This is a genomic window from Paenibacillus arenilitoris, assembly GCF_014705655.1.
Lineage (GTDB): Bacteria > Bacillota > Bacilli > Paenibacillales > Paenibacillaceae > Pristimantibacillus > Pristimantibacillus arenilitoris.
The window spans coordinates 42712-63081 of sequence record NZ_JACXIY010000033.1 but is presented as its reverse complement, the minus strand read 5'-3'; the positions used below and the strand labels follow the sequence as shown (position 1 = coordinate 63081).

The 20370-nt window shown below is 57.0% G+C and carries 22 protein-coding genes and 1 riboswitch; of the genes, 9 read left to right on the top strand and 13 right to left on the bottom strand.

What is annotated here, in order from left to right; translation table 11 throughout:
• Nucleotides 1–96 precede the first annotated feature (96 nt).
• Nucleotides 97–798, top strand: a complete 702-nt coding sequence (rluF, locus tag IDH41_RS23905) for a 23S rRNA pseudouridine(2604) synthase RluF (protein WP_190865613.1) — start codon at nt 97–99, stop codon at nt 796–798.
• A gap of 78 nt (nt 799–876) precedes the next feature.
• Here the strand turns inward: rluF and motB are convergent, their stop codons facing one another.
• Nucleotides 877–1698, bottom strand: a complete 822-nt coding sequence (motB, locus tag IDH41_RS23900; RefSeq protein WP_190865611.1) for a flagellar motor protein MotB — start codon at nt 1696–1698, stop codon at nt 877–879.
• On the bottom strand, nt 1682–2482 hold the full coding sequence (motA, locus tag IDH41_RS23895; RefSeq protein WP_190865609.1) for a flagellar motor stator protein MotA: 801 nt from the start codon (nt 2480–2482) through the stop codon (nt 1682–1684). The genes motB and motA overlap by 17 nt, the downstream gene beginning before the upstream one ends.
• Nucleotides 2483–2664: 182 nt before the next feature.
• On the opposite strand from motA, the gene IDH41_RS23890 reads away from it, so the two are divergent.
• On the top strand, nt 2665–2958 hold the full coding sequence (locus IDH41_RS23890) for a hypothetical protein (RefSeq protein ID WP_190865606.1): 294 nt from the start codon (nt 2665–2667) through the stop codon (nt 2956–2958).
• Between the two features lie 25 nt (nt 2959–2983).
• Here the strand turns inward: IDH41_RS23890 and IDH41_RS23885 are convergent, their stop codons facing one another.
• Complete coding sequence (locus tag IDH41_RS23885) at nt 2984–3463, bottom strand: GNAT family N-acetyltransferase (RefSeq protein WP_190865672.1); 480 nt, start codon at nt 3461–3463, stop codon at nt 2984–2986.
• A 171-nt stretch (nt 3464–3634) separates the two neighbouring features.
• On the opposite strand from IDH41_RS23885, the gene IDH41_RS23880 reads away from it, so the two are divergent.
• Nucleotides 3635–4861 carry an MFS transporter gene (locus tag IDH41_RS23880; RefSeq protein WP_190865604.1) on the top strand — a complete coding sequence of 409 codons (1227 nt, stop codon included), beginning with the start codon at nt 3635–3637 and terminating at the stop codon, nt 4859–4861.
• Nucleotides 4862–5216: 355 nt separating this feature from the next.
• Here IDH41_RS23880 and IDH41_RS23875 read toward each other — a convergent pair whose 3' ends face one another.
• The 4 genes from IDH41_RS23875 to IDH41_RS23860 form a co-directional block, all read right to left on the bottom strand.
• Complete coding sequence (locus tag IDH41_RS23875) at nt 5217–6605, bottom strand: cryptochrome/photolyase family protein (RefSeq protein WP_190865602.1); 1389 nt, start codon at nt 6603–6605, stop codon at nt 5217–5219.
• A 171-nt stretch (nt 6606–6776) separates the two neighbouring features.
• Entirely contained in the window at nt 6777–7253 is a 477-nt protein-coding gene (locus tag IDH41_RS23870) for a C40 family peptidase (protein ID WP_223830009.1), read from the bottom strand.
• 5 nt (nt 7254–7258) lie between these two features.
• Nucleotides 7259–7412: riboswitch (cyclic di-AMP (ydaO/yuaA leader) on the bottom strand.
• A 377-nt stretch (nt 7413–7789) separates the two neighbouring features.
• The gene (locus tag IDH41_RS23865) at nt 7790–8608 is read right to left on the bottom strand and encodes a hypothetical protein (protein ID WP_190865600.1); all 819 of its coding nucleotides are present in this window, start codon (nt 8606–8608) and stop codon (nt 7790–7792) included.
• A gap of 36 nt (nt 8609–8644) precedes the next feature.
• Nucleotides 8645–10660: a M1 family metallopeptidase gene (locus tag IDH41_RS23860; protein WP_190865598.1), complete on the bottom strand. Its 2016-nt coding sequence runs from the start codon at nt 10658–10660 to the stop codon at nt 8645–8647.
• Nucleotides 10661–10766: 106 nt separating this feature from the next.
• Between IDH41_RS23860 and IDH41_RS23855 the strand changes: the two genes are divergently transcribed.
• Nucleotides 10767–11291, top strand: coding sequence for a YwhD family protein (locus tag IDH41_RS23855; protein ID WP_190865597.1), 525 nt, complete (start codon nt 10767–10769; stop codon nt 11289–11291).
• 263 nt (nt 11292–11554) lie between these two features.
• On the opposite strand, the gene IDH41_RS23850 is transcribed toward IDH41_RS23855, so the two are convergent.
• The 4 genes from IDH41_RS23850 to IDH41_RS23835 form a co-directional block, all read right to left on the bottom strand.
• On the bottom strand, nt 11555–11752 hold the full coding sequence (locus IDH41_RS23850) for a hypothetical protein (RefSeq protein ID WP_190865595.1): 198 nt from the start codon (nt 11750–11752) through the stop codon (nt 11555–11557).
• A 194-nt stretch (nt 11753–11946) separates the two neighbouring features.
• Entirely contained in the window at nt 11947–12540 is a 594-nt protein-coding gene (locus IDH41_RS23845) for a thioredoxin family protein (protein WP_223830008.1), read from the bottom strand.
• Between the two features lie 24 nt (nt 12541–12564).
• Entirely contained in the window at nt 12565–12987 is a 423-nt protein-coding gene (locus IDH41_RS23840; protein ID WP_190865593.1) for a VOC family protein, read from the bottom strand.
• A 270-nt stretch (nt 12988–13257) separates the two neighbouring features.
• Entirely contained in the window at nt 13258–14490 is a 1233-nt protein-coding gene (locus IDH41_RS23835) for an MFS transporter (protein ID WP_190865591.1), read from the bottom strand.
• 269 nt (nt 14491–14759) lie between these two features.
• Here IDH41_RS23835 and IDH41_RS23830 point away from each other — a divergent pair, with 269 nt between their 5' ends.
• The 5 genes from IDH41_RS23830 to IDH41_RS31540 all read left to right on the top strand — a co-directional run bounded on the left by IDH41_RS23830 (nt 14760) and on the right by IDH41_RS31540 (nt 18690).
• The gene (locus IDH41_RS23830; RefSeq protein WP_190865589.1) at nt 14760–15254 is read left to right on the top strand and encodes a sigma-70 family RNA polymerase sigma factor; all 495 of its coding nucleotides are present in this window, start codon (nt 14760–14762) and stop codon (nt 15252–15254) included.
• Complete coding sequence (locus IDH41_RS23825; protein WP_190865587.1) at nt 15251–15802, top strand: hypothetical protein; 552 nt, start codon at nt 15251–15253, stop codon at nt 15800–15802. Before IDH41_RS23830 ends, IDH41_RS23825 begins: the two co-directional genes overlap by 4 nt.
• A gap of 37 nt (nt 15803–15839) precedes the next feature.
• Entirely contained in the window at nt 15840–17027 is a 1188-nt protein-coding gene (locus IDH41_RS23820) for a hypothetical protein (protein WP_190865586.1), read from the top strand.
• On the top strand, nt 17014–17694 hold the full coding sequence (locus IDH41_RS23815; protein ID WP_190865584.1) for a hypothetical protein: 681 nt from the start codon (nt 17014–17016) through the stop codon (nt 17692–17694). Before IDH41_RS23820 ends, IDH41_RS23815 begins: the two co-directional genes overlap by 14 nt.
• A gap of 888 nt (nt 17695–18582) precedes the next feature.
• On the top strand, nt 18583–18690 hold the full coding sequence (locus IDH41_RS31540) for a YjcZ family sporulation protein (RefSeq protein ID WP_223830007.1): 108 nt from the start codon (nt 18583–18585) through the stop codon (nt 18688–18690).
• 127 nt (nt 18691–18817) lie between these two features.
• On the opposite strand, the gene IDH41_RS23810 is transcribed toward IDH41_RS31540, so the two are convergent.
• Both IDH41_RS23810 and IDH41_RS23805 read right to left on the bottom strand, forming a co-directional pair.
• Nucleotides 18818–19300, bottom strand: coding sequence for a hypothetical protein (locus IDH41_RS23810; protein ID WP_190865582.1), 483 nt, complete (start codon nt 19298–19300; stop codon nt 18818–18820).
• Between the two features lie 62 nt (nt 19301–19362).
• Entirely contained in the window at nt 19363–20364 is a 1002-nt protein-coding gene (locus tag IDH41_RS23805) for a phosphotransferase (protein ID WP_190865580.1), read from the bottom strand.
• Nucleotides 20365–20370: the final 6 nt, after the last annotated feature.

Here is a 20370-nt window from a genome sequence, read left to right as displayed (position 1 = left end):
GAAACGATTCATCCTCAATGTCGAAGCGTTCCCGGGTTGTAGATTATCCTATAATAGGGTAGGATACGGATACAACGTACGCGGGGTGAAACGGTTGTGAGAATCAATAAGTTTATTAGCGAGACGGGCTACTGTTCCAGACGCGAGGCGGACAAGCTGGTCGATAGCGGACGCGTCACGATTAACGGGACTATCGCGCAGCTCGGCAGCCAGGCCGAGACGGGGGACGACGTCCGGATCGACGGCAAGCGGATCGGCGAGCAGAAGCGGCATGTCTACATTGCGCTTAACAAGCCGGTAGGCATTACGAGCACGACGGAACTTCACGTGAAGGGCAATATCGTCGATTTCGTCGGGCATTCCGAGCGCATCTTCCCCATCGGACGGTTGGACAAGGATTCGGAGGGCTTGATCCTGCTTACGAACGACGGCGATATCGTCAACCCGATTCTCCGGTCGGAGGGCAAGCACGAGAAGGAATACGTCGTGACGGTGGACCGGCCGGTAACGGCCGAATTTCTGCAGGGCATGGCAAGCGGCGTCCGCATTCTCGGCAGCATGACGCTGCCGTGCGTCGTGACGAGGATGAGCGACCGCGTATTCCGCATCGTCCTGACGGAAGGGCGGAACCGGCAAATCCGCCGGATGTGCGAGGCGTTCGGTTACCATGTCAGGAAGCTGCAGCGGCAGCGGATCATGAACATCCGCCTGGGCGGGCTCCGCATCGGCGCGTGGCGCGACCTGACGGAGGAAGAGAAGGACGTGCTGTTCAAGCAATTGGATTATAAGCCGGTATGACCGGCGCGAAGCATAAAAATCCCCATGTTCGTCGCGGCGGCTCGCGAACATGGGGATTTTTGCATAGGAAAGGCTAGCCTATTCCTTCGGAACGGAAAGCTGCTGCCCATTGCTTGGATCGACGTACGTATGCATGATCGACACCTCGACGCGGCGGTTTTTGGCCCGGCCTTCCTCGGTTTTGTTGTCGGCTACCGGACGGTATTCGCCGTAGCCGATCGCGCTGAAGCGCTCCGGCTTCAGCTGCTTGTTCTCGAGCAGAATGTCCAGGAAGCGGATCGCCCGCATCGAGCTGAGATCCCAGTTCGACTTGAAGAAGACGGTCGAGATCGGCTTGTTGTCCGTATGCCCGGAGATGATGACCTCGTAATCCGGATATTTCTCCAGCATTTTGCCGATGGCGACGGCAAGCTCCCTCGACTCCGGCTTCACGGTCGCTTGGGCCGGAGCGAACAGGGCGTTGTCGCTGATCGTGATCATGAGCTGCGACAGATTAAGCTTGGTCTCGAGGTCGCTCGTGAGGCCGTTCTTCTCGATATAGGCGTCGATCTGCTTCTTGAGCTGCTCCAGATCCTGCTGCTCCTTCCGCTTCAGCGCTTCGAGCGCTTGCTCTTCCGTACTCTGGTCCTGCTTGTCCTCGTTGCTGCCTTCCTCCTTGCGCTTCTTGCCCTCATCCTCGCCGATCCTCACGATCGTGGACTGGTCCAACACGCCGCTTCCGCTGTTAAGCGCGATGCTGAACGCTCTGGACATTTCCTCGAACTTCTTCACGTCGACGGAATTCATGGCGTACAGAACGATAAAGAGCGCGAGCAGGAGCGTAAGCAAGTCGGCATAAGGGATGAGCCAGGATTCGTCGACGTGTTCCTCGTGTTCCTCGTGTCTATGTTTTTTGCTCAACCGGAGCCTCCTCCTTCTCCCTCATCTTCACCCGTTCCGTCGGCGTCAGGAATACCGACAGCTTCTGGTTGATCGCGATCGTCGATACGCCGGATTGGATGGACAGCAGCCCTTCGACCATCATGAGGCGGATTTGAATTTCCTGCTTGGACATACGCTTCAGCTTGTTGGCAATCGGATGCCACAAGACATAACCTGTAAATATACCGAGCAGCGTCGCGATGAACGCGCCGGCAATCGCGTGGGCGAGCTTCGTCATGTCGCTCATCTCCGCCAGCGCGGCGACGAGGCCGACGACCGCCCCGAGAACCCCGAGCGTAGGGGCGTAAGTGCCCGCCTGCGTGAAAATAAGCGCCCCCGCCTTATGGCGGTCTTCCGTGGCGGCGATATCCTCGAGCAGCACGTCGCGGACGAAGTCCTGGTCGTTGCCGTCGATGATCATGCGCATGCCGTTGCGGAGGAAGTCGTCCTCGATTTCGTCGACCTTCGCTTCAAGGGCGAGAAGGCCTTCGCGGCGGGTGATCGAAGCCCATTCCATGAAGCGTTCGATCAGCTCGTCGCGCTGCGGCAGCTTTTGCCCGCTGAACACCATTTTGAACAGCTTCGGCACCTTCGAAAGCTCGGACATCGGAAAGGCGATCATGACGGAGGCGACCGTGCCCAAAATAATGATCATATATGCAGCGGGATTTATAAGAGACGAGAGGTGTGCCCCTTTTAATACCATCCCTCCCAATACAGCGACTAGACCAAGCACAAGACCGATAATTGTTGAATTTTTCATCATACACCCCGTCCAATACGTTTTTCGACATTTCTCTACTTCTTCTATATATCGTCAGACGGGTATGCCGAAGTTAGAGCGAAAGGCACGATTTGAAGGCGAAAGCGTTAAAAATGATCAAATTGCGGTAGAATGGTAGAGTAGGGAACAAAAATAGGAATCGTAAAGGTGGTTGGACGTCGATGGGCGTACGGCATGCAAGGGAATATGCGGATATATTGAAGGATTTGACGGATGCGGTGGGCGAAATCGAAGAGAGCTATACCTTCTTCGAGATGGATCCCGAGGAGTGGGAGGCGCTGGGCGCGGACGACCGCCGCGAAGTGATGGAAGCGCTGGCGGACGACGTGTTCTTCGGACTCGGCGAAAATCCGGCGATCGAGGTAGGCCAAGGCCATATTGCGTATAACAGCAAGTTTCATATCATTGAAGTATCGCAAGGCGACAAGGTGATCCACATTATACGGCTCATTTGAACGCCGGTACGGACGAGCAGCCGCATTAATCCGCTGCGGAAGCGGGATCGAACACCATGCAATGGAAGTCGGCGTAGCCGCTCGGAGTCGGACGCGCATACGAATCCGCGATCCGGAAGCCGGCGCGCTCGTAGGCGCGTATGGCGCGCGTATTCCACGCCAGCACCTCCAGATCGATTTCATTGCCCGGCGTCCGCTCGCTCGCCTCGAGGGCGATAACCCGGACGAAAGCTGGCCCGAGCCCGCCGCCGCACAGATCGGGGCGCAGGCCGAAGCCAAGCCTCGTGACGCCGGCGATGGGAAAAAACTGCGCATAGCCGATAAGCTCGCGCGAATCGCCGAGAACGGCCGCATACTGCTCTTCGCGCAGGACGGGATCGCCGAATTCGATTCCGTCCTTCTGCATGTGTTCCCAGGAAGGCCAATTGAAAACGTCGAACGGCGCCTCGTACGTCCATCCGCAAATGTCGCGGGCATGGCCGATTTCCAGCGGACGTATGGTCATCGCAAGGGGATGTCGTTTATAATAGGTGGAGCTTTGATTATTATCGCTCACGGAATCTTCTGCCTCCAATCGCCGGATGCGCGCCTAGCGGGCGTATATCGGTGAATTAGGTTCATTATATCAGATAGATTGGCTGGACCCACCGTGCGTACATAAGGAGAACTTAATGGCATGAGAAAGTTAATTTGGCTTGGCTGCCTGTCCTATCTGGTCATCGGCGTCGCCCACGTGGTGGGCGGTTCGATCCTCGAGCAGCTGATCGAGCATTACGGGCTGACCTACAAGGACGGCGGGCAATGGATCATGAATCAGTTCCTCGGTTTTCTCGTCGGCGTGCTGCTCGCCCCGTCGCTGACCGCGAGAGTGGGCAAGAGAGCCGCCGTTCTGATCGCGATCGGCATTCTGACCGTCAGCGAGGCGGCTTACAGCCTGCTGCTGCCGTGGGGATGGATGCTCGCGATTGCGCCGCTGGCCGGCGTCGGCTTCGGCATGACGGAAGCGGTCGTCGGGGCGATGATCATCGATATGGCGAAGAACGGCAAGGCGTCGGCGATGAGCCGGCTGGAAACGTTCTTCGGCGTAGGAGCGCTGCTTATTCCGATCGCGGCGGCTTACTTGATCCGGCATGAAGCGTGGCAGGTATCCTTCCCGATACTGGCGGCGATGTCCGGCATTACGTTCGTGCTCTGGCTGACGATGTCGTTCGGGGAGCTGGACGATCAGCTGAGCTACGCGCCCCGCGCGGCGGGGGGCGGCCAAGCGGGCGCCGAGACGGCCGCGGCGCTCGCCTCCCCGGACAAGTCCGCCTTCTTCGGCTACTCGCGCAAGGCGCTGCCGTTCTTATTTCTATCCGCGCTGTTCTTCATGGTATACGTGGGCATGGAGATGAGCTTCTCCAACTATTTGCCGTCCATCCTGATCGAAAGGTCGGGCGTGGAAGAGGCGACCGCGGCGTCGGTGCTGAGCCTGTTCTGGGGAACGATGGTGCTCGGACGCTTATTCGCGGGCACGCTCGCCGACCGCATGGGCTACTCCCGTTACCTGTTGATCGCTACCGTCGGCGCTTCGGCCGTCTTCCTATTGATGGCGCTGACAGGCCAGCTGAGCTGGATGCTTGTCTTCGTCGGCTTAAGCGGCTTGTTCTTCTCCGGCATATTCGGAATCGCCCTCGTCTATTCGAACGTGCTCATCCCGGGCATGACCGAGCGCACGACGAGCCTGCTCGTCGCCTGCGGCGGGCTCGGGGGCGCGATCTTCCCGCGGCTTACCGGTTGGTTCATGGACCGGTTCGACGTGACGGCGACGTTATGGTACGTCAGCGCCCTCGTCGTCTTCATGCTCCTGCTGCTCGGGATCATGCTGGTGCTTGGCAGAAAGCGGGCGAAGCAGGCCGCGTAGACGAGAAAACCTCCACATTCGCTTCATCAGAAGCGGCTGTGGAGGTTTTTTGGCTTTGCACAGCCTCCGGATTTCGCGCACTAGTCTAAAAATTTGAAACTAATCCTCTCGATATCCATTCTGTCGACCGGATAGTCTCAGAATTTGCAACTAATCGGCAAAACTCGACCGCCCAGCCCTAGGAATCCTCGCATTAATTTCAATATCCGAAACGAAATCCCCATCGTTCGGACTCAGCAGCTGCGTAGTCTAAATATCTGAGACAAATCATCCCAGCGAGCTCGAGTTTCCGCTCAGACTCCGAATTTCGAGCACGACTCTCACTTTCTGACCTCCTAACGACGATGTGGAAGGTCTATCTGCCCATAAGGCGGCGCTCGTCGCCCGCGCCGGCCAGCACGATGGTCTTGTACACGTCGATCGCCCGCGCCCGCGACGCCTTCAAATCGACGATCGCGCCGCCAAGCGGCCGATGGATCTCCTTGTCGGACAGATGGGCGAGATGAGGCAGCCAGCGCCTGATATAGCTGCCGTCCGGATCGTATCGCTGCGATTGCGACACGGGGTTCATGACGCGAAAGTACGGCGCGGCGTCGTAGCCGAGCGAGGAGCACCAGAGCCAGCCGCCGCGGTTCTGCGCATTGTCGTAATCGCTCAGATGCAGCCGGAAGTGCTGCTCGCCCAGCGTGAACGGGCATAGCAGGTTTTTCGTCAAAAACATCGCGACGATCATCCGCAGCCGGTTCGGCAGCTCGCCGGTCCGGTTCAGCTGCGTCATGGCCGCGTCGATAAGCGGAATGCCGGTCGAGCCGCTTGCCCACGCCTCGAAGTGGACGTCCGAGAGCGGCGAGAGATCCGTCAGATGCTCATAGCGGAAGAAATCCTCGTGATAGATCGCCTGGTAGAGGAAGAAGTCGCGCCACGCCAGCTGGCGAAGCCAATTCTCCGCACCAGGCAGTCCCTGCGTCGCCTCGTAGGCTTGCCGGACCGAGATCGAGCCGGCGTTCATAAATCGGGCCAGGCCGCTCGTAGCGTCCTCGGCGTAATTGTCCCGGTTGTAGGCGTAAGCGGCCAGCCGCTCGCGAATGAAGCGGTCGAGCTTCGCCGACGGCTTCGCGGTTCCTTCGACGCCGGAGCTCGCGCCGAGCGCGCAGGCGACCGGCTCGGGCAGAGCGAACGCCGCCGCGACGGCGGGATCGATCTCCCGGACGGTGGCGAGATCGTCGACGGCAATGTCGCTGGCCGGGCCGTAATGCTCTGCTATGTAGCGGTTCCACTTCCGGTAGAAGGGGGTGAATACTTTATAGGGCACGGAACCCGAACGACGGGCATAGGCCGGAAACGCCGTCATGTCGGCAAGCGGAGCGTCGGCGACGGGCGTCCAGCTCCGTCCGAGCTTGCGCGCAAGCTCGCGGAGCCGCTCGTCGCGGAGCCGGGCGTACGGCGTATAATCGTCGTGAACGACGACTTCCTCGATCGGATGCGCTTGCAGGAGCGCTTCGGTTACGCGCTCGGGCTCGCCGTACAGCACGTGCAGCTCTTTGCCGGCATCGGCGTAGCTCAGCAGCAGGGATGCGGCCTGGCCGATGAAGCTGCGACCGCTGTGGCTGGTGAGGCGGCCGCCGCCGACGAGGGCGGGATCCAGGATGAGCAGATGGATGCCGGCGTCATCCTTGCTTCGCAAGTAATCGAACGCTCGCATATCGGTCGTGCGCAAATCTTTGCGATGAATAAATAAATACATCGTAGTAGGCTCCTTTCCCAAAACGCGGCATTAACCCGTTTTCCTACAAGTCCGGCATGGAAACAGCAAAGCCGCATGCGGTTTGTCGAATGGCGGACAAACAACTGCGGCTTTGCCGGTTGAGCTTGCTCTTGCAGCCGCTCCCGTTCGGAGGCAGGCATCGGCGATGCTCTATTGTTCTTCAGCGAACTGTGTGAAAGCTTCCGAGTCCAGCACGCGACGCGAGGTCACGTAGCGTTTCTCGTAGTAGGAGGAGTTCAGTTTGTCCGTAACGACGCCCCTGCTGGAGGATGCGTGAGCAAACTTGCCGTCTCCGATGTAAATGCCTACGTGGGATACCGAGCCGTTGTTGCCGCCGGCCGTGTCGAAAAACACGAGATCTCCCGGGATCAGGTCGGCTTTCGCGACCTTCGTTCCTGCCTTTGCTTGCGATGCGGATGTACGCGGAAGGTCAATGCCCATTTTATCGAACACATAGGTCGTAAAACCGGAGCAATCAAAGCCTCTTGCCGTCGTTCCGCCGCTTTTGTACGGACTGCCGATGACGCCATCGATGAATCCGTTCAGTTTGGAATCCGCGAAAACGCTTCCCGCTTGAAAAGCGAGCATAATCGTCAGACCCAAAAGCAATGCGGTAACCTTTTTCAACTGAGTGGAACTCCTTCCAATGCCGACGAGGTTAGCTGTGGGGTTCGGTTGAAGGTCCCCTATGATTCCTCTGGCGCCGGCCGCGAGGCAGACGTCGGAATCAATTCACCCAAAGATGGTTCCCCCGTTTTCCGCTAGGAAATTAGGCAGTTTTTTCTTGCTTTAAAATACGGATTCGATTTTATTCACGGATCTCCTTCTTTAATTGGCAAATTCTAATAATTCTCATGTAACCTTTTGGCTAATTGATGCGTTTAACCGTTTTTTCTGTAATAATAACCGACTTTCATGTTGCTTTCTGCCTGAAATCTCGACTTAATTTCATTAATTATGTGCATGCGTTATAAAATATGCCGGACTATGCATGCCTAGTGACGGCGCAAGGACAAGCCGAACGGGCGAGAAACGGCCGTTTTTCGCGCTGCTCAGACACGATTATTAAAAAATACTCATGCAAAAAACAGGCTGTCCGACAAGGCTCTTGGCCTTCATGGACAGCCTGTTGCAATTTGGCAAATCGATGGCGAATGCCGCGGTTAAGCCTGCTTGGATTGCAAATAGTCGATTTGCGACGCGATGGTCCACACCTTCACCAGCGTACGCACGAGGTGGTAGCCTTGGTGGACGATAAGGGCGAGAAGGCCGGCCCAGATTAGCGAGAGGCCGGAGACGACGAGCCCGAGCGCCGCGCCGGCGGCCCAGAGAACGAGCGAGATCGCCGCGTACATCAGGAAGTTCCGCACGGCCTTCCATAAGGAGCGGAAGATTCCTTCGCCGGAAGCGGCGCCGAACTGCGCCGCCAGGGAGAGGAGGCGAAGAACCGTGGCCCATGCCAGCCATAGGGAAGCGCCGGGGAGGACGTCCGCGAGCAGCTCGGGGACGTTGCCGCTCGCCAGGAGCGAGTCGAGACCTCGGGGCAGCAGCCACCAGGCCGGCGCCAGCGCGAGCGCCGACTCCAGCCAGTACAGCAGCAGGACCGGCTTCCAGGTCTTGCGGATGCCTTCGAGGAACCGCGTGCCGCCGCCGCCGTCCCTCGTCTGCTGCAGCGAGTAGAACAAGCCGGCGTTGATGAGCGGCGTCAGCAGCATGCGGGCGGCCAGCAGTCCGCCGAGAATCCAGAGGTAAGGCGTGATGAGATCGGTCTTGAAGAGCCGGAACTGCGCTTCCGTCAGGAAGAGCTGCGCGGCCGACTCGGAAGGGAAGGAGCCCGGGTAGCGGCGGAGCAGCGGAGAAACGACCGAGTCGATGAAACGGTACAGGAAAAATCCGGCGACGAGCTGGTACAGAAACAGCAGAATGACGATGTAAAAGTGCTTGACCGCCAGCCGCCAGCCTTGCAGCAAATGTGTCTTCATGGTTTATCGCTCCTTGAACGCAGGTTGCTTGCCGTCTTACCAGCTCAGCGATCCGAGCAGCCCCTCGATCAGCTTCGCGGCGCCAAGGCTCCATCTCGCGCGCGAGCTCTCCGGAAGCTGCGCCTGCATAAAGTTGTTGATCACTTTGTTGTCGAGCACGTTGGTATGGTTCGGATCGACGACGGCCCACTCGAGCGGAGCGTCATGCACCTGCTTGTATTGAATGTGGGTTTCGCCCGCGGCCCAGTTCTTCGTCACTCTCGTCCCGTCCGTGAACTGCATGACGATCGGGATTTCGCCGTTCGTGCCGCCGTTGCGCTTGATCAGGACGACGGACTCGTACATCGGCTTGCCGTCCTCCTTCACCGGCCTTACGTGAATGGCTTCGACGGAGAAGTCGGCCATCTGGTCGTCGTATACGTACTGGCTGAAGTAATCATGCCACTTGGTCTTCGTCACCTGCTCGACGACGCGCTGAAAATCGGCGGTGGACGGGTGCTTGAATTTATATTTCTGGAAGTAGGTCCGCAATATTTTCTGCATCGTCCGGGTGCCGACCTGGTTCTCGATGCCGACCAGCACGAGCTTGGCCCGCATATAGACGTTCTCGGCGTATTGCGTATGGCTGCCGTAAGCCCAGGAGGGCTGCTTCAGCGGCGCCGGGTCCGTCATGTAGCTGGCTTCGAGCCGCAGGTTGGGCGTCAGCCCGTAGGCGGCCTCCATCACTTTGTCCTCCGCGTAGGAGGTGAAGCCTTCGTCGAGCCACGCTTCCTCGAACTCGTTCGAGGCGACCATGCCGTACCAGTACTGGTGGCCGATCTCGTGCACGACCGTCCGCTCGAGGTCGTAGCCGGGATTCGGCTTCTCGGCGCTGAAGGCGGTCACGAGCGTCGGGTACTCCATGCCTCCGGCGCCTCCGGCTCCCTTGGGCGGCACGACGATCGACAGCGTGGTGTACGGGTATTGGCCGTACCACTTCGCATAGTTGGACAAGGCGGACTTGGCCGCGTGCATATAGCGGTCCTTGAGCGCCGCATGGGACGGATCGAGGTAAAGCTTGATCCGGACGCCGGGGATGCCGGTATCGGAGTAGGCCGCTTCCTCGTAGACGAAATCGGGCGAAGCAGCCCAAGCAAAATCATGGACGTCGTCGGCGTAAAATTGATACACCTTCGCCTCGTTCTTCACCTCGATCGGCTTCGTCTGGAAGCCGGTCGCGGCGACGGTGTAAGCCTCCGGCACCTGGATTCGGACGCTGTAAATGCCGAAGTCGCTGTAAAACTCGGAGTTGCCGTGGTACTGATGCACGTTCCAGCCTTCGGACGTGCGGCCCCTCGTGCCGGCGGTCTCGTAAACGGCGACCTTCGGGAACCATTGGCCGGCCATGACGAAGCTGCCGGAGTAGCCCATCCGCGCGAACACCTCGGGCAGCTTGACCTCGTAGCTCATCCGAAGCGTAACCGACTTGCCGGGCTCGAGCGGCTCGGGCAGGCGGAGCTTGGCCAGCGTAAAGTCGTTCTCGTTGCCGTCGTCAGGCTGCACGTATTGCAGGCGGGGGAGCAGGCTCTCGCCCTCCAGCGTCTGCAGCGCATTCAGCTGCATGTGCCCCTGGCTTGCGGACGTAGCCTTGTCCTGCCGCAGCTGTCCGCCGGATTCCATCATGAAGGTGGTTTTGTCCGATTGGAAGGCGTTCGGATACAGGTGGAAGTAGAGCTCGGACACCGTTTTTTTGCCCGGATTGATCCAGGTCACGGTCTGTTCGCCGTCCAGGTGCCGCGCGTCCTCGCGCAGCGAGACGTTGATATGGTACTCAACGACGCGATTGCTGAGCGACTGCGGCTTCGGCGTCATGACCGTGTTCGGTTCCTGCACGGCGGGCGGCTTGGCCGTTTTTGGGGCAGGCGCGGGCGGCTGCTTGGATTTGGCGGCGGGAGCGATGGCGAACGTATATTGGGATTGCCAAGCAGTCCCGAAGCCGTACTGCACGGAAATGCCGAGCAGGACGACCGCGAGCGTTACGAGTATGATTCGTTTGACATTGCGTGGAGTCATGGACCGTTTCCCTCCCGTTGACAAGCATCTACAGCATGTATATGTTTGCTTTTGGAGGAATATTAGCTAAAATGGAATTATTGTATCGGGGAAGGTGTGAAGACGCGTGACGGAACAACAAGGCCAGGCGGAACAGCCGGAGAAGAAGGAAAAAAAATCGTTGTCGCTCAACGTGGTGAGCAGCAAAAAACATAAAGGCTTCGGCGCGGGGTCCATCGATTTGAGCGATGTGGCTTGCGTCATTATCGACGACGGAGAGGCTTACATCGACGTAGGGGCGATGCACGCGAAGAGCAAGATCGAGCGCGGCATCAAGTTCACGCCGAACAAGGAGGACACGCCGAACGGCCGTCAATGCTGGATCGTGTGGGTGGCGGTCGAGCGGACGGAGGAAGGCTCGCACTACGCGGGCGCGACGGCGTGCGAGATGCTGATCGACACGGAAGCCCGCCGCGGCTGGAAGATCCTTGCCGACCACGTGAACAAGCTGGACTACGCGATCAAGCGCCGCTTCATTCTCGGCGAGCTGGGCGACGTGGAGAAGGCCGCGCTTCGCAAGCTGCTGATCGAGCATAACGCGGAGTGGTGGGACCGCTCGCCGGAGGAGCTGAAGGAAGCACTTGGCGGGTAAGCGTCCCGGTTATGGAGGCAGATAAAGCCGAAGTTAATGCAATATTCCAGTATAGCAGAAGGACCGGTCATAATCGGCGCGTTCGCCGTGGCAGAAGAGAACCTCATTGCCGTCGCAATTGTCTTGCGGGCAATGAGGTCTTTTTTTTCCTTCATTTGTTTTCTTCGCAAACGTTATTGCGGGCATAAGAAAAGCACCATCGAATGACGGTGCTTGCGAGGGAGCTTGGCGTATGCGTCCTCCCCGACTAGAAGGATGGTGATTTATTGATCCTTTTTCATTTCATCATCATTTTGCATAGCCTGTTTGACCAAATTTTCCGCGGCTTCTTCATTTATGGAATGGTTTGCCGATACATCCTCTATCGCATTTTGCGCATAGCTAGTTGCCGAGTGATTCAGATTGGCAAAGGCAACCGGCTGCTTCTCCTTATTGGAGTTGCTCAGCTGATCTTGTTTCATCGGAATCCGCCCTCCATTCGATTTTTAAATTCAAGTTATTATGGATGAATTCGTTAAGACCTATACATGTTTAGCGTGTTGTAATCCCTCGTTTTGGACAAAACCATGTATAATCTAGAAAAAAGCTCCAGCCGCCACCTTACGATGGGGCCGAGGCTTTCTATATGAGGAATAAGCTTATGCATGACGCCGCGTTATACCAGATCGCAGGCTTCCGCGGGCATCCAGTGCGCGTCCTTGCCGTCCCATTTAACGTTGCAACCGATCGGATTTGTCACCTTCACGGTAATCTCTTGCCCCGATGCGAGTTCCGAAAGCGCGTTGTCGAGATCGTTGACGGTCATCTTGCCGACATCCCGCGGTTGATCGACGCCACGGCCGGTGTAAACCAGCTTGCGCTCTTCGTTGAAAACGTAAAAATGCGGCGTCCGCAGCGCGCCGTACGCGAGCGCGACTTCCTGCGATTCGTCGCGCAGATACACCCACGGGAATTCATGCTCCGCCATGTGAGCGACCATATGCTCAAAGGAATCTTCGGGCTTCGTATTCACGCTGTTCGCGTTGATGCCGACGAACTGCACGCCCTTCTCGATATAGCGGTTAGCGGTTTCGCGCGTAACTTCATTCGAACCGATGACAAAAGGACAATGATTGCAAGTGAAAAAGACGACCAGCGTCTTCGCGTTGCGAAAGTCGCTCAGCCCGTAAGTCTTCCCATCCGTTGCCGGCAGGGTAAAATCTGGCGCTGCGTCCCCAATCGATAAAGTAAAGGCGTCTGCCATTGCCATTCCCCTTTCTTCTCATGGATTTTATTACAGCCGATGGTCTCCCGTGCTTTGGAAAAACTCGATAATCTCACCGTTTAGTCCCTTTACGAAAGCGATGCGTACCGGTGTCGGCGGCGTGTTGCCGAGCACGGCCTCCTTCGGCGCTACCGTCACTGCAGCGCCTGCCGCAACGGCCGCCTCGACGGCGGCGTCCACGTTATCGGTGCGGAACGCTACGTGGAAGTAGCAGCCTTCCGGCTTCGGTTCGCCGGAGCCGCCTGCGAATACCTCCAAATAGTTGCCGTCGCCGGTATCCAGCAGCACAATGCGCTTGTCGCCTTCACCCCATGCCTGGCGCAGTTCAAAGCCTAAGCCCTCGGTATAAAATTTGACCGTCGCTTCAAAATCGTTCGCTCTCAGCGCGACATGATGAAAGCCGCCGCCGCCGATTTTGTTATTCGTGCCCACGTCACAATGCCTCCTTTGGTCTAAATACTTCCTGACTTCTCCAGTATACCTCATTGTCCATCAGCGGAAAACGAGGGATCCGGAGAAAACCGGAGTTACGCATTTGTTTCCGCGTTGCTGCAGGCCCCGACAACGGCCTTCGTCCTCCTAACGAGAACAATATAGGCACCGATGGCCGGCGATCCATTCGGGTCAATAAGGATTCAAAGGCGAGATTGACAGAGAACGCGGAAGAAATTCGGATCTCATGGATCTACGAACCTTAAGCAGCTACGCTTTCGCCGCATCCTCCCCGGCGCTTCTCTTGTACAGCGCCAGCAGCGCCATGCTCGCCGCGAACGACAGGACGATCAGGAGGATCGGCAGGTTCGGGTCCAGCTTATAGGCCCAGCCCCCGATAATCCCCGACGGCGAGATGACCAGCAGAATGAGCACGGACAGCATGGCGAAGATGCCGGCCCGGTTCTCGTCGTCGATGGCGTTCGCCACCGCCGCTTCCAGATACGGATACGTCATCATCGTGCCGACCGCGGCGAGAATCGTGCTGACGACGAGCCAGACCATCATGCCCGGCAGGGGCAGGATGAGCAGCAGGTTCGACGCGAGCGAGACGAAGAAGCCCCACATCATAACGGCATGCAGCCGGTTATCGCCGAGGCGAGGCAGCAGCAGCCACATCGAGAGCAGCATGAAGACGGAGGTGACGGCGGGAAAGATCGAGACAAGCCCGCTGTCCAGCTTCAGATGCTCGACGAAGAAGAGCGACAGGTAAGTCGTTTTCAGCGTGAGCTGGAATTGAAACAGGATATAAACGCCGAAAATAAGCAGCAGCGGCTTGTTCCCCGCCATCCCGCGGAGGATCCCTTTGTATTCGAGCAGGCCGGCCATGAGGCCGAGGCTGCGGGTTTCCTCCATTTTGCGCAGGCCGATGTCCGTCTCCCGGGTGGCGAAGTGGCGGCCGACGAATTGAATCGTCATGCATACGCACGCGAGCGCGTACATGATCCGCATGCCGGGGATGAGGCCGTAATGGGCGACGAGCAGCCCGCCGAGCGGCGCGAACAACCCTCCGAGCATCCCGACGAACTGGAGGACGGAGAAGACGAAGGTGCGGTCCTTCGGCTCGGTATCTTCAACTAGCAAGCAGTAGAACGCCGTATGCGGCACTCTTTGAAATCCGTTGACGACGGCCGCGACGATAAAAAACCATATATTTTGCGATACCGCCCACAGCAAGGTGCCTACCGTCCAGCTGAGGACGTCGAAATAAAGCAGCGCCCGCTTTCTCCCGAGCTTGTCGGTCAGAAAGCCGCTGATGAAGGACGAGAACACCTGTACGAGCAGCGTCAGCGTCGTCACCCAGCCGATCGCCGTCTCGCTCAGCCCCATCTCGAACATGTAAATCGTCGCATACGTGCTGAACATGCTGTACGGGATTAGGAACAGGGGCTCGTACAGCAGACAGCCGCGCGCGTTCTTGGGAAGCCTGGTTAAGCCGAACATCATGATCCTCCATTCGGGAAAGTTGCCTACAAGTCATACTAGTAGTTCGGGCATCAAATCGATTATTCCTCTATTGCGGATGTTAAGGGGCAAGATCGTGTTACACTAAAAAGCAGGTCATTCGACGAATAAAAAACTTTTTTCGAAAAAGCGCAGGGGAAGCGGGACGCGCCGTCGTCTATTGTTTCGGGAAGGAGGGGAGCGACATTCAAGACGAGGATTGGATCAAGGCGGCGCAAAAAGGCGGGCCCGAGCATTATCGACCTTTTGTGCGGGCTTACGGTCCGTATATCTACAGAACGGTAAACGCAGTGCTGCACTCGCCGCATGACGCGGAGGACGTGACGCAGGAAGTGCTGCTGCAAATTTATCGCTCCCTTCCGGAATGCCGATTGGACGGGCTGAAGACGTGGATTACGCGGATCGCCGTCAATCGCGCGATCGATTTCAAACGCGGCAAGGCGCGAAGGCCCGAGGAGCTTGCGGGCGAGGAGCGGATGTCCGAGCTAAGAAAGGACGACCTGGCGGAGATGCCCGCCGCGGAGGCCGAGGCGATGGAGCAGGAGGACAAGCGTCAGGTCAGGGCGCGGATCGAGTCGCTCCCGGATCGTTACCGCGAGGTCGTAACGGCCTTTTACATGGAAGATAAATCGTATGAGCAAATCGCGGCCGAGACGGGGCTGGAGCGCAAAAGCGTGGAATCCCGGCTGTACCGGGCGCGAAACTGGATGAAGCGGCATTGGCGGAAGGAGGATTTTGAATGAGTGAAGGGATCAAGCATGAACATGTGACCGCGGCCCAATTGGAGCGGTACGCGCAGGGCCGGATGACCGAGCCGGAACGGGAGCCGGTCGATCGGCAGCTGGAGGCGTGCGAGACTTGCCTTACGCGGTTCATGGCGGTGCTGGAGCGGGATGCGAAGACGATGGATGCCGGGCAGCCGGATTTGGAGCGGCTTGAGGGGCGAGTCGTGGCGCGGCTGCTCGAGGAGCGGCAGCCGGAGCGGGAAGTGCGGCAAGCTTCGGAGAAGAAGAAGGCCCCCGCTCAGGCAAAATCAAGCCGCCGGGCCTCGTGGCTGCAGCATCCGGCGTTCCATTATACGGTCGCGGCTTCGATCACGCTGCTGCTGCTCGGAAGCGGCACCTTCGCCGCCTTCTCGCAGCGGATGGCGGAGCGGGACAGCTGGGAGAGCCGGACGCATCGTCCGGTCGCGGACAGCCCGGTGACCGGGCAGGCGGAATCGTGGTCGGAGAGGATGGTCAGCCAGACCGGCTCGTGGCTCGACGGGCTGCAGGAGCTGCGCTTTAAATAAGGCTTCATTACGAACGTTAGAAAGGAAGGAACCATTTATGAACAAAAGCCCGTTGGCCGCTTTTTTTCTTTCATTGATACCGGGTGCAGGCCATGTTTACTTGGGCCGGCCCATTCGCACGATCCTTTACGGGGGAGCCTTTTTCGGATCGCTGGGACTGATTTTTTTGCTTCTCGTGTCGAATGGGGACGCCGATGAGGTCGCGATCTTTCTGCTGATCTTCGCGATTCTCGTATGGATCGTCAACATGCTGGATATGATCGTCACGTTATTGTCGGGCAAGCTGCAGGCGCCGGGCGCCGGAGGGGGCGCCTACGGCGGCTATCCGGATGCGTACGCCGTGGCGGACCGGTATTCTTACGAAGCACAGCGCGAGAAGACGCGCACGATTCTGCTGTCGTTCCTGCCCGGGCTTGGCCATATGAGCCTCGGTCTGATGCAGCGCGGCATTACGCTGCTGATCTCGTTCATCGGTTTGTTCGCGATCGTCGTTTTTCTAAGCATCGCGACGGGCTCCGGCGCGCTGCTTATCTTCCTGCTGGCGCTGCCGGTCATCTGGATTTACGGCATGTTCGACGCGATATCGCTTCAGCATGCGAAGCAGCGGGGCGAGACGATCGTCGACCGCGCCATCTTCGAGGATTTGGAGCGGAACATCGCTTCCGGGCGCAAAAACAAGGTGCTCGCGATCGCGCTGTCGATCTTCCCGGGCGCCGGACACCTGTACTTGGGGCTTCAGAAGCGCGGACTTCAGCTCATGGGCGGCTTCCTGCTGGCCATCTATATTATGGACAATTTGAGGTTGTCGCTGTTCTTCTTCCTGCTGCCGCTGTTCTGGTGCTTCGCCTTCTTCGACGCGCTGCAGCAGACGTCGCGCTACGAACGCCACGAGCTGACCGACGAGCCGGTCATGAAGCAGTTCGTCCCTTACCAGAAGTGGTTCGGCATCGCGTTGATCGGCTTCGGCGTCTATTACTTGTTGAACCGCGTCGTCACCAATTTCGTGCTCAATCATTTTACGCGGCAGGTGTATGAGGCGTATATGGATTTCATCTACATCATTCCGACGGTCGCCATTTCGTTCGTGCTGATCCTGCTCGGCGTACGGATGGTATTCGGCGGCAAGACGGCGGAATACAGGCATAATGCGCCGCCGGCGCCGGAGGAAGCCGGATTTGCTCCGACCTTCGACAAGAGGGAGGGCGAGCCTTATGAACGGGGCTAACGTTATGCCCGAAGCCGGACGCGCGGCGGGCATGCGCACTTGGCGCGTCGGCTCGCTGTCGATGGGCATTACGCTGATGCTGATGGGCACGGCGCTTGCGGTGTCGCTGTGGCAGGATATCGGGTCCTATGAGGTGCTGACGTGGGTGGCGCCCATCGTATTTATTATGCTCGGCGCGGAGCTGCTGCTCTATTTGAAGTTTTCCGGAAGCGACCGGGCGATCGTGCGCTACGACTGGATCAGCGTGTTTTTTGTCGGAGTGATCGGCACGGTCAGCCTGGGGCTTGCGCTGCTCATGTCGACGGGCCTGTTCGACGAGCTGAAGCGGGAGCTGAACATGACGCAGCGGACCGCTTACGTGGATTCGGCGGCTGCGACGGTTCCCCCGGCTGTTACGAAAATCGTCGTGCAGTCCATGAGCGGCGTGGAAGTGGATGAAGCCGACGCGCGGGAAGTGAAGCTGTTCGGCCAAATCCGCTATTGGTCGGACAAGAAGCTGGAGCGGCCGGACGACGGCCTGATGAGGACGCATGTCGCCGGCGCGACGATGTACGTCATGATCGGCGCGGTCGACCGTCGCGACGGCGGGTTTGCCGCGGAGACGGTCGATCCGCAGTTGACGCTGATCGTGCCAAAGGGAGTAGAAACCGTTCAGCGCGGTTTTTAGTCTACTCTCATGGACGACTGCCCGGCATCACTCCCCGATGCGGACACAGATAGCGCTACTATTCGCTAGTTTGATGATCGGCAAACGAGAAAAAGCATGGGAATACTTCCTCGAGAAGTCCCATGCTTTTTAGTTCGGCTCTATTCACAACCTCGCTCATATTCTGCTTTTATTCCTTCGTTGCCTCCTCTTCCGGATCTTGCCGCCAGATACGCGTTTTCTCGTATTGTGGCCTTGTGCAAGTCCCGTTGTTACGGCTTTGGCTCCTCCGAATGCGCTGAACAGACCGAATATAGGTTTAATTTGCTGAAATACGCCGATCATTTTCTGAACTTTGCCGATTGTCGACATAATTCCATCTAATCCGCCCATTGCGGAGAAGAGGCCTTGAAACGGACTTCTTCTTGAAGGAGGGGGAGTATCGGAAGACGGTCCGAATAGCCCGGGAACGGCGCCTTGATTCAGAAAAGGGGGCGACGGCAACTCTTCGGAGGGAACTTGGGAGACTTGAGGCTGCAAATAAGACAACTTGACTGCCGCTTTCTTCCTGTTGCGTTTTCGCTGCATATTCCTAATCTATCCTTTCTCGTCAGGCGGACATTTATAACAGAATATGTTCCGCCGCCTCTATACGTATAGGTTATCGTTTACATATAAAAAAAGGGCATCATTACCGTACAAATGCTTATGAATGATGGTTGCGGGAAGAGCGCTGGCAAGGTAGGAGAGAAGGAGGGGGCTGCCGCTGCCCGTACAGATGTCTGTGCGGCACATATGCTGCTGAATGATAGTAGCGATAAATAGTGAAACAACTAGTAACAATCACCCAATCAATAAGAACGCGGCGATCATAAGCTAAATTACTTACTGATCAAGGAGGTGCTGCAAATGTCCGGTTACGTTGGAGGAGCCTTTACTAACACAGGCACAATTCTTGTACTGTTTATCCTGTTGGTGATAATCGCTTGTAGTGTGTGTGGCTTCAACAAATACTAATCTGAAATAAGCGCCGCTACGGATACGGTCCAGATGTCCCAGGTATTGCAGTACTCACCATGAATTTTTATTTAAACGTATGAGCACCTACGGACCGTAGGTGCTCGTTACATATTTTTCATTATAATCACCATTTCGTTTGGATAACCTCTCGGTAAGGAAGACCGAGATAACGGTAAGCAATGCTGACTTGATGAATGCTTTCGTCATGGCCAATGGTGACCGCATAGACGGTGTCTTTGCCGGAAGCCTTGCCGCTCGCCTGTTCTTGGCGATCCGTATCGGTTTGTAGGCGGATGGCGTTCAAATCCTCGAAATGATAATTTTGCGCCTCTTCCGCTTCGGGATCATCCGATACGATGAATCCCTTTGACGGATCGCTCACCTGGATATTTACGTTTGACGGCCGGGTATTGTCATTGACAAGAACATCCTCGATTCGAATCTCGGCAAAGCGGCTCTTATTTCCGACCCCCACTAACAACACGCGTTTGTCGGACGATGATCCTATGCCGTAAGCATCCAGCGGGGGATTATATTTGACGTGAATAAGCGCTCCGGTTAAGGAGATCACAATAACGATAACAGCAAGCCGTAATAGTTTGATCAAACGTTTAATGTCAGCCGCCTCCTAGCCACACGATTGGAAAATGATCAGGTGTCCGCGCCAGGTTAGCGCTCGATCAAGCATTTGTTGAACAACAGCTCTAATGGGTCGCGATGTGCGAGTAACCATTCATCCCTTGTTCGGAATTGATCCAGAATGTAATGGAACGGCTTCTCGATCGTTACTCCCGAATAGTGCTGGCCGATGTAAATATGAAGGACGGCAATGTGGTAGATCCGGGTCAACAGCCGAAGCTGATTCCACTCAAGAGCCGAACTTTTTCTATATTGAGCGTAACCGTTAATAAACGCCTCGATCGGCTCCCACGCACCGTTTGTCATCTGAACGACATGATTAAAGGAAATGGCGAATTCCATAAATCCAATATCGAGCGATGTAAAGTCAAAATCCAAAACGCCATGGATGCGGTTATCTATTGAGAGCAGGTTATAAATTAACAAGTCATGATGGACAAGCTGCTTGGGCAAGTCCAGCCATTCCCGTTTACTTTGCTCCGCGTTGGCGACGGTCTCTTTATAGAAATGGAGGGAGTCTTGCGCAATTTCGAACGGCGGGTTATCGATAAATGCGGCAACGGCGCGACAATCGGCCAAAGGATGCAGATGGTAGATATCCGTAAACGGGGTCCCTTCGTCATTCCATTCCGGCTTATAACGTCGAAGCGCTGAAGAGAGCTCGCCGACAACTCTGCCTAGCTCAGCGGCTTGATCAGCGGTTGACAGGTCCGGGACGTGCCCTTCGACAAACGAAACGACGGCGCCAAGCGTTCCATCGGATAATTGTACATATGGCTTTCCGCCATTCGTATTCAGGAATACAGGGACCGTAAAGGAAAGCTCCTGATTCGTTAAATACGCCATCAGCCGGGCTTCGAATTGAATGCTTGCTGCATCTTTGGTGTGCCGGTTGTAGACCCGAATCACATATTTGCGACCATTAATCGTTAAAATCCGTGTGAGGTTTGTCAAACCAAATGGAACCGGATCGATATCGTATGCGGCATCATTAAAGTAATGGCGTATAATTTCGTCGATTTTGTTCTGCATCATACA

Bases quoted from the DNA above. Each gene is read 5' to 3' on its own strand.
- motA (WP_190865609.1), bottom strand. From the start codon at position 2,482: ATGAAAAATTCAACAATTATCGGTCTTGTGCTTGGTCTAGTCGCTGTA.
- IDH41_RS23890 (WP_190865606.1), top strand. From the start codon at position 2,665: ATGGGCGTACGGCATGCAAGGGAATATGCGGATATATTGAAGGATTTG.
- IDH41_RS23885 (WP_190865672.1), bottom strand. From the start codon at position 3,463: ATGACCATACGTCCGCTGGAAATCGGCCATGCCCGCGACATTTGCGGA.
- IDH41_RS23880 (WP_190865604.1), top strand. From the start codon at position 3,635: ATGAGAAAGTTAATTTGGCTTGGCTGCCTGTCCTATCTGGTCATCGGC.
- IDH41_RS23875 (WP_190865602.1), bottom strand. From the start codon at position 6,605: ATGTATTTATTTATTCATCGCAAAGATTTGCGCACGACCGATATGCGA.
- IDH41_RS23865 (WP_190865600.1), bottom strand. From the start codon at position 8,608: ATGAAGACACATTTGCTGCAAGGCTGGCGGCTGGCGGTCAAGCACTTT.
- IDH41_RS23860 (WP_190865598.1), bottom strand. From the start codon at position 10,660: ATGACTCCACGCAATGTCAAACGAATCATACTCGTAACGCTCGCGGTC.
- IDH41_RS23850 (WP_190865595.1), bottom strand. From the start codon at position 11,752: ATGAAACAAGATCAGCTGAGCAACTCCAATAAGGAGAAGCAGCCGGTT.
- IDH41_RS23845 (WP_223830008.1), bottom strand. From the start codon at position 12,540: ATGGCAATGGCAGACGCCTTTACTTTATCGATTGGGGACGCAGCGCCA.
- IDH41_RS23835 (WP_190865591.1), bottom strand. From the start codon at position 14,490: ATGTTCGGCTTAACCAGGCTTCCCAAGAACGCGCGCGGCTGTCTGCTG.
- IDH41_RS23825 (WP_190865587.1), top strand. From the start codon at position 15,251: ATGAGTGAAGGGATCAAGCATGAACATGTGACCGCGGCCCAATTGGAG.
- IDH41_RS23820 (WP_190865586.1), top strand. From the start codon at position 15,840: ATGAACAAAAGCCCGTTGGCCGCTTTTTTTCTTTCATTGATACCGGGT.
- IDH41_RS23815 (WP_190865584.1), top strand. From the start codon at position 17,014: ATGAACGGGGCTAACGTTATGCCCGAAGCCGGACGCGCGGCGGGCATG.
- IDH41_RS31540 (WP_223830007.1), top strand. From the start codon at position 18,583: ATGTCCGGTTACGTTGGAGGAGCCTTTACTAACACAGGCACAATTCTT.
- IDH41_RS23805 (WP_190865580.1), bottom strand. From the start codon at position 20,364: ATGCAGAACAAAATCGACGAAATTATACGCCATTACTTTAATGATGCC.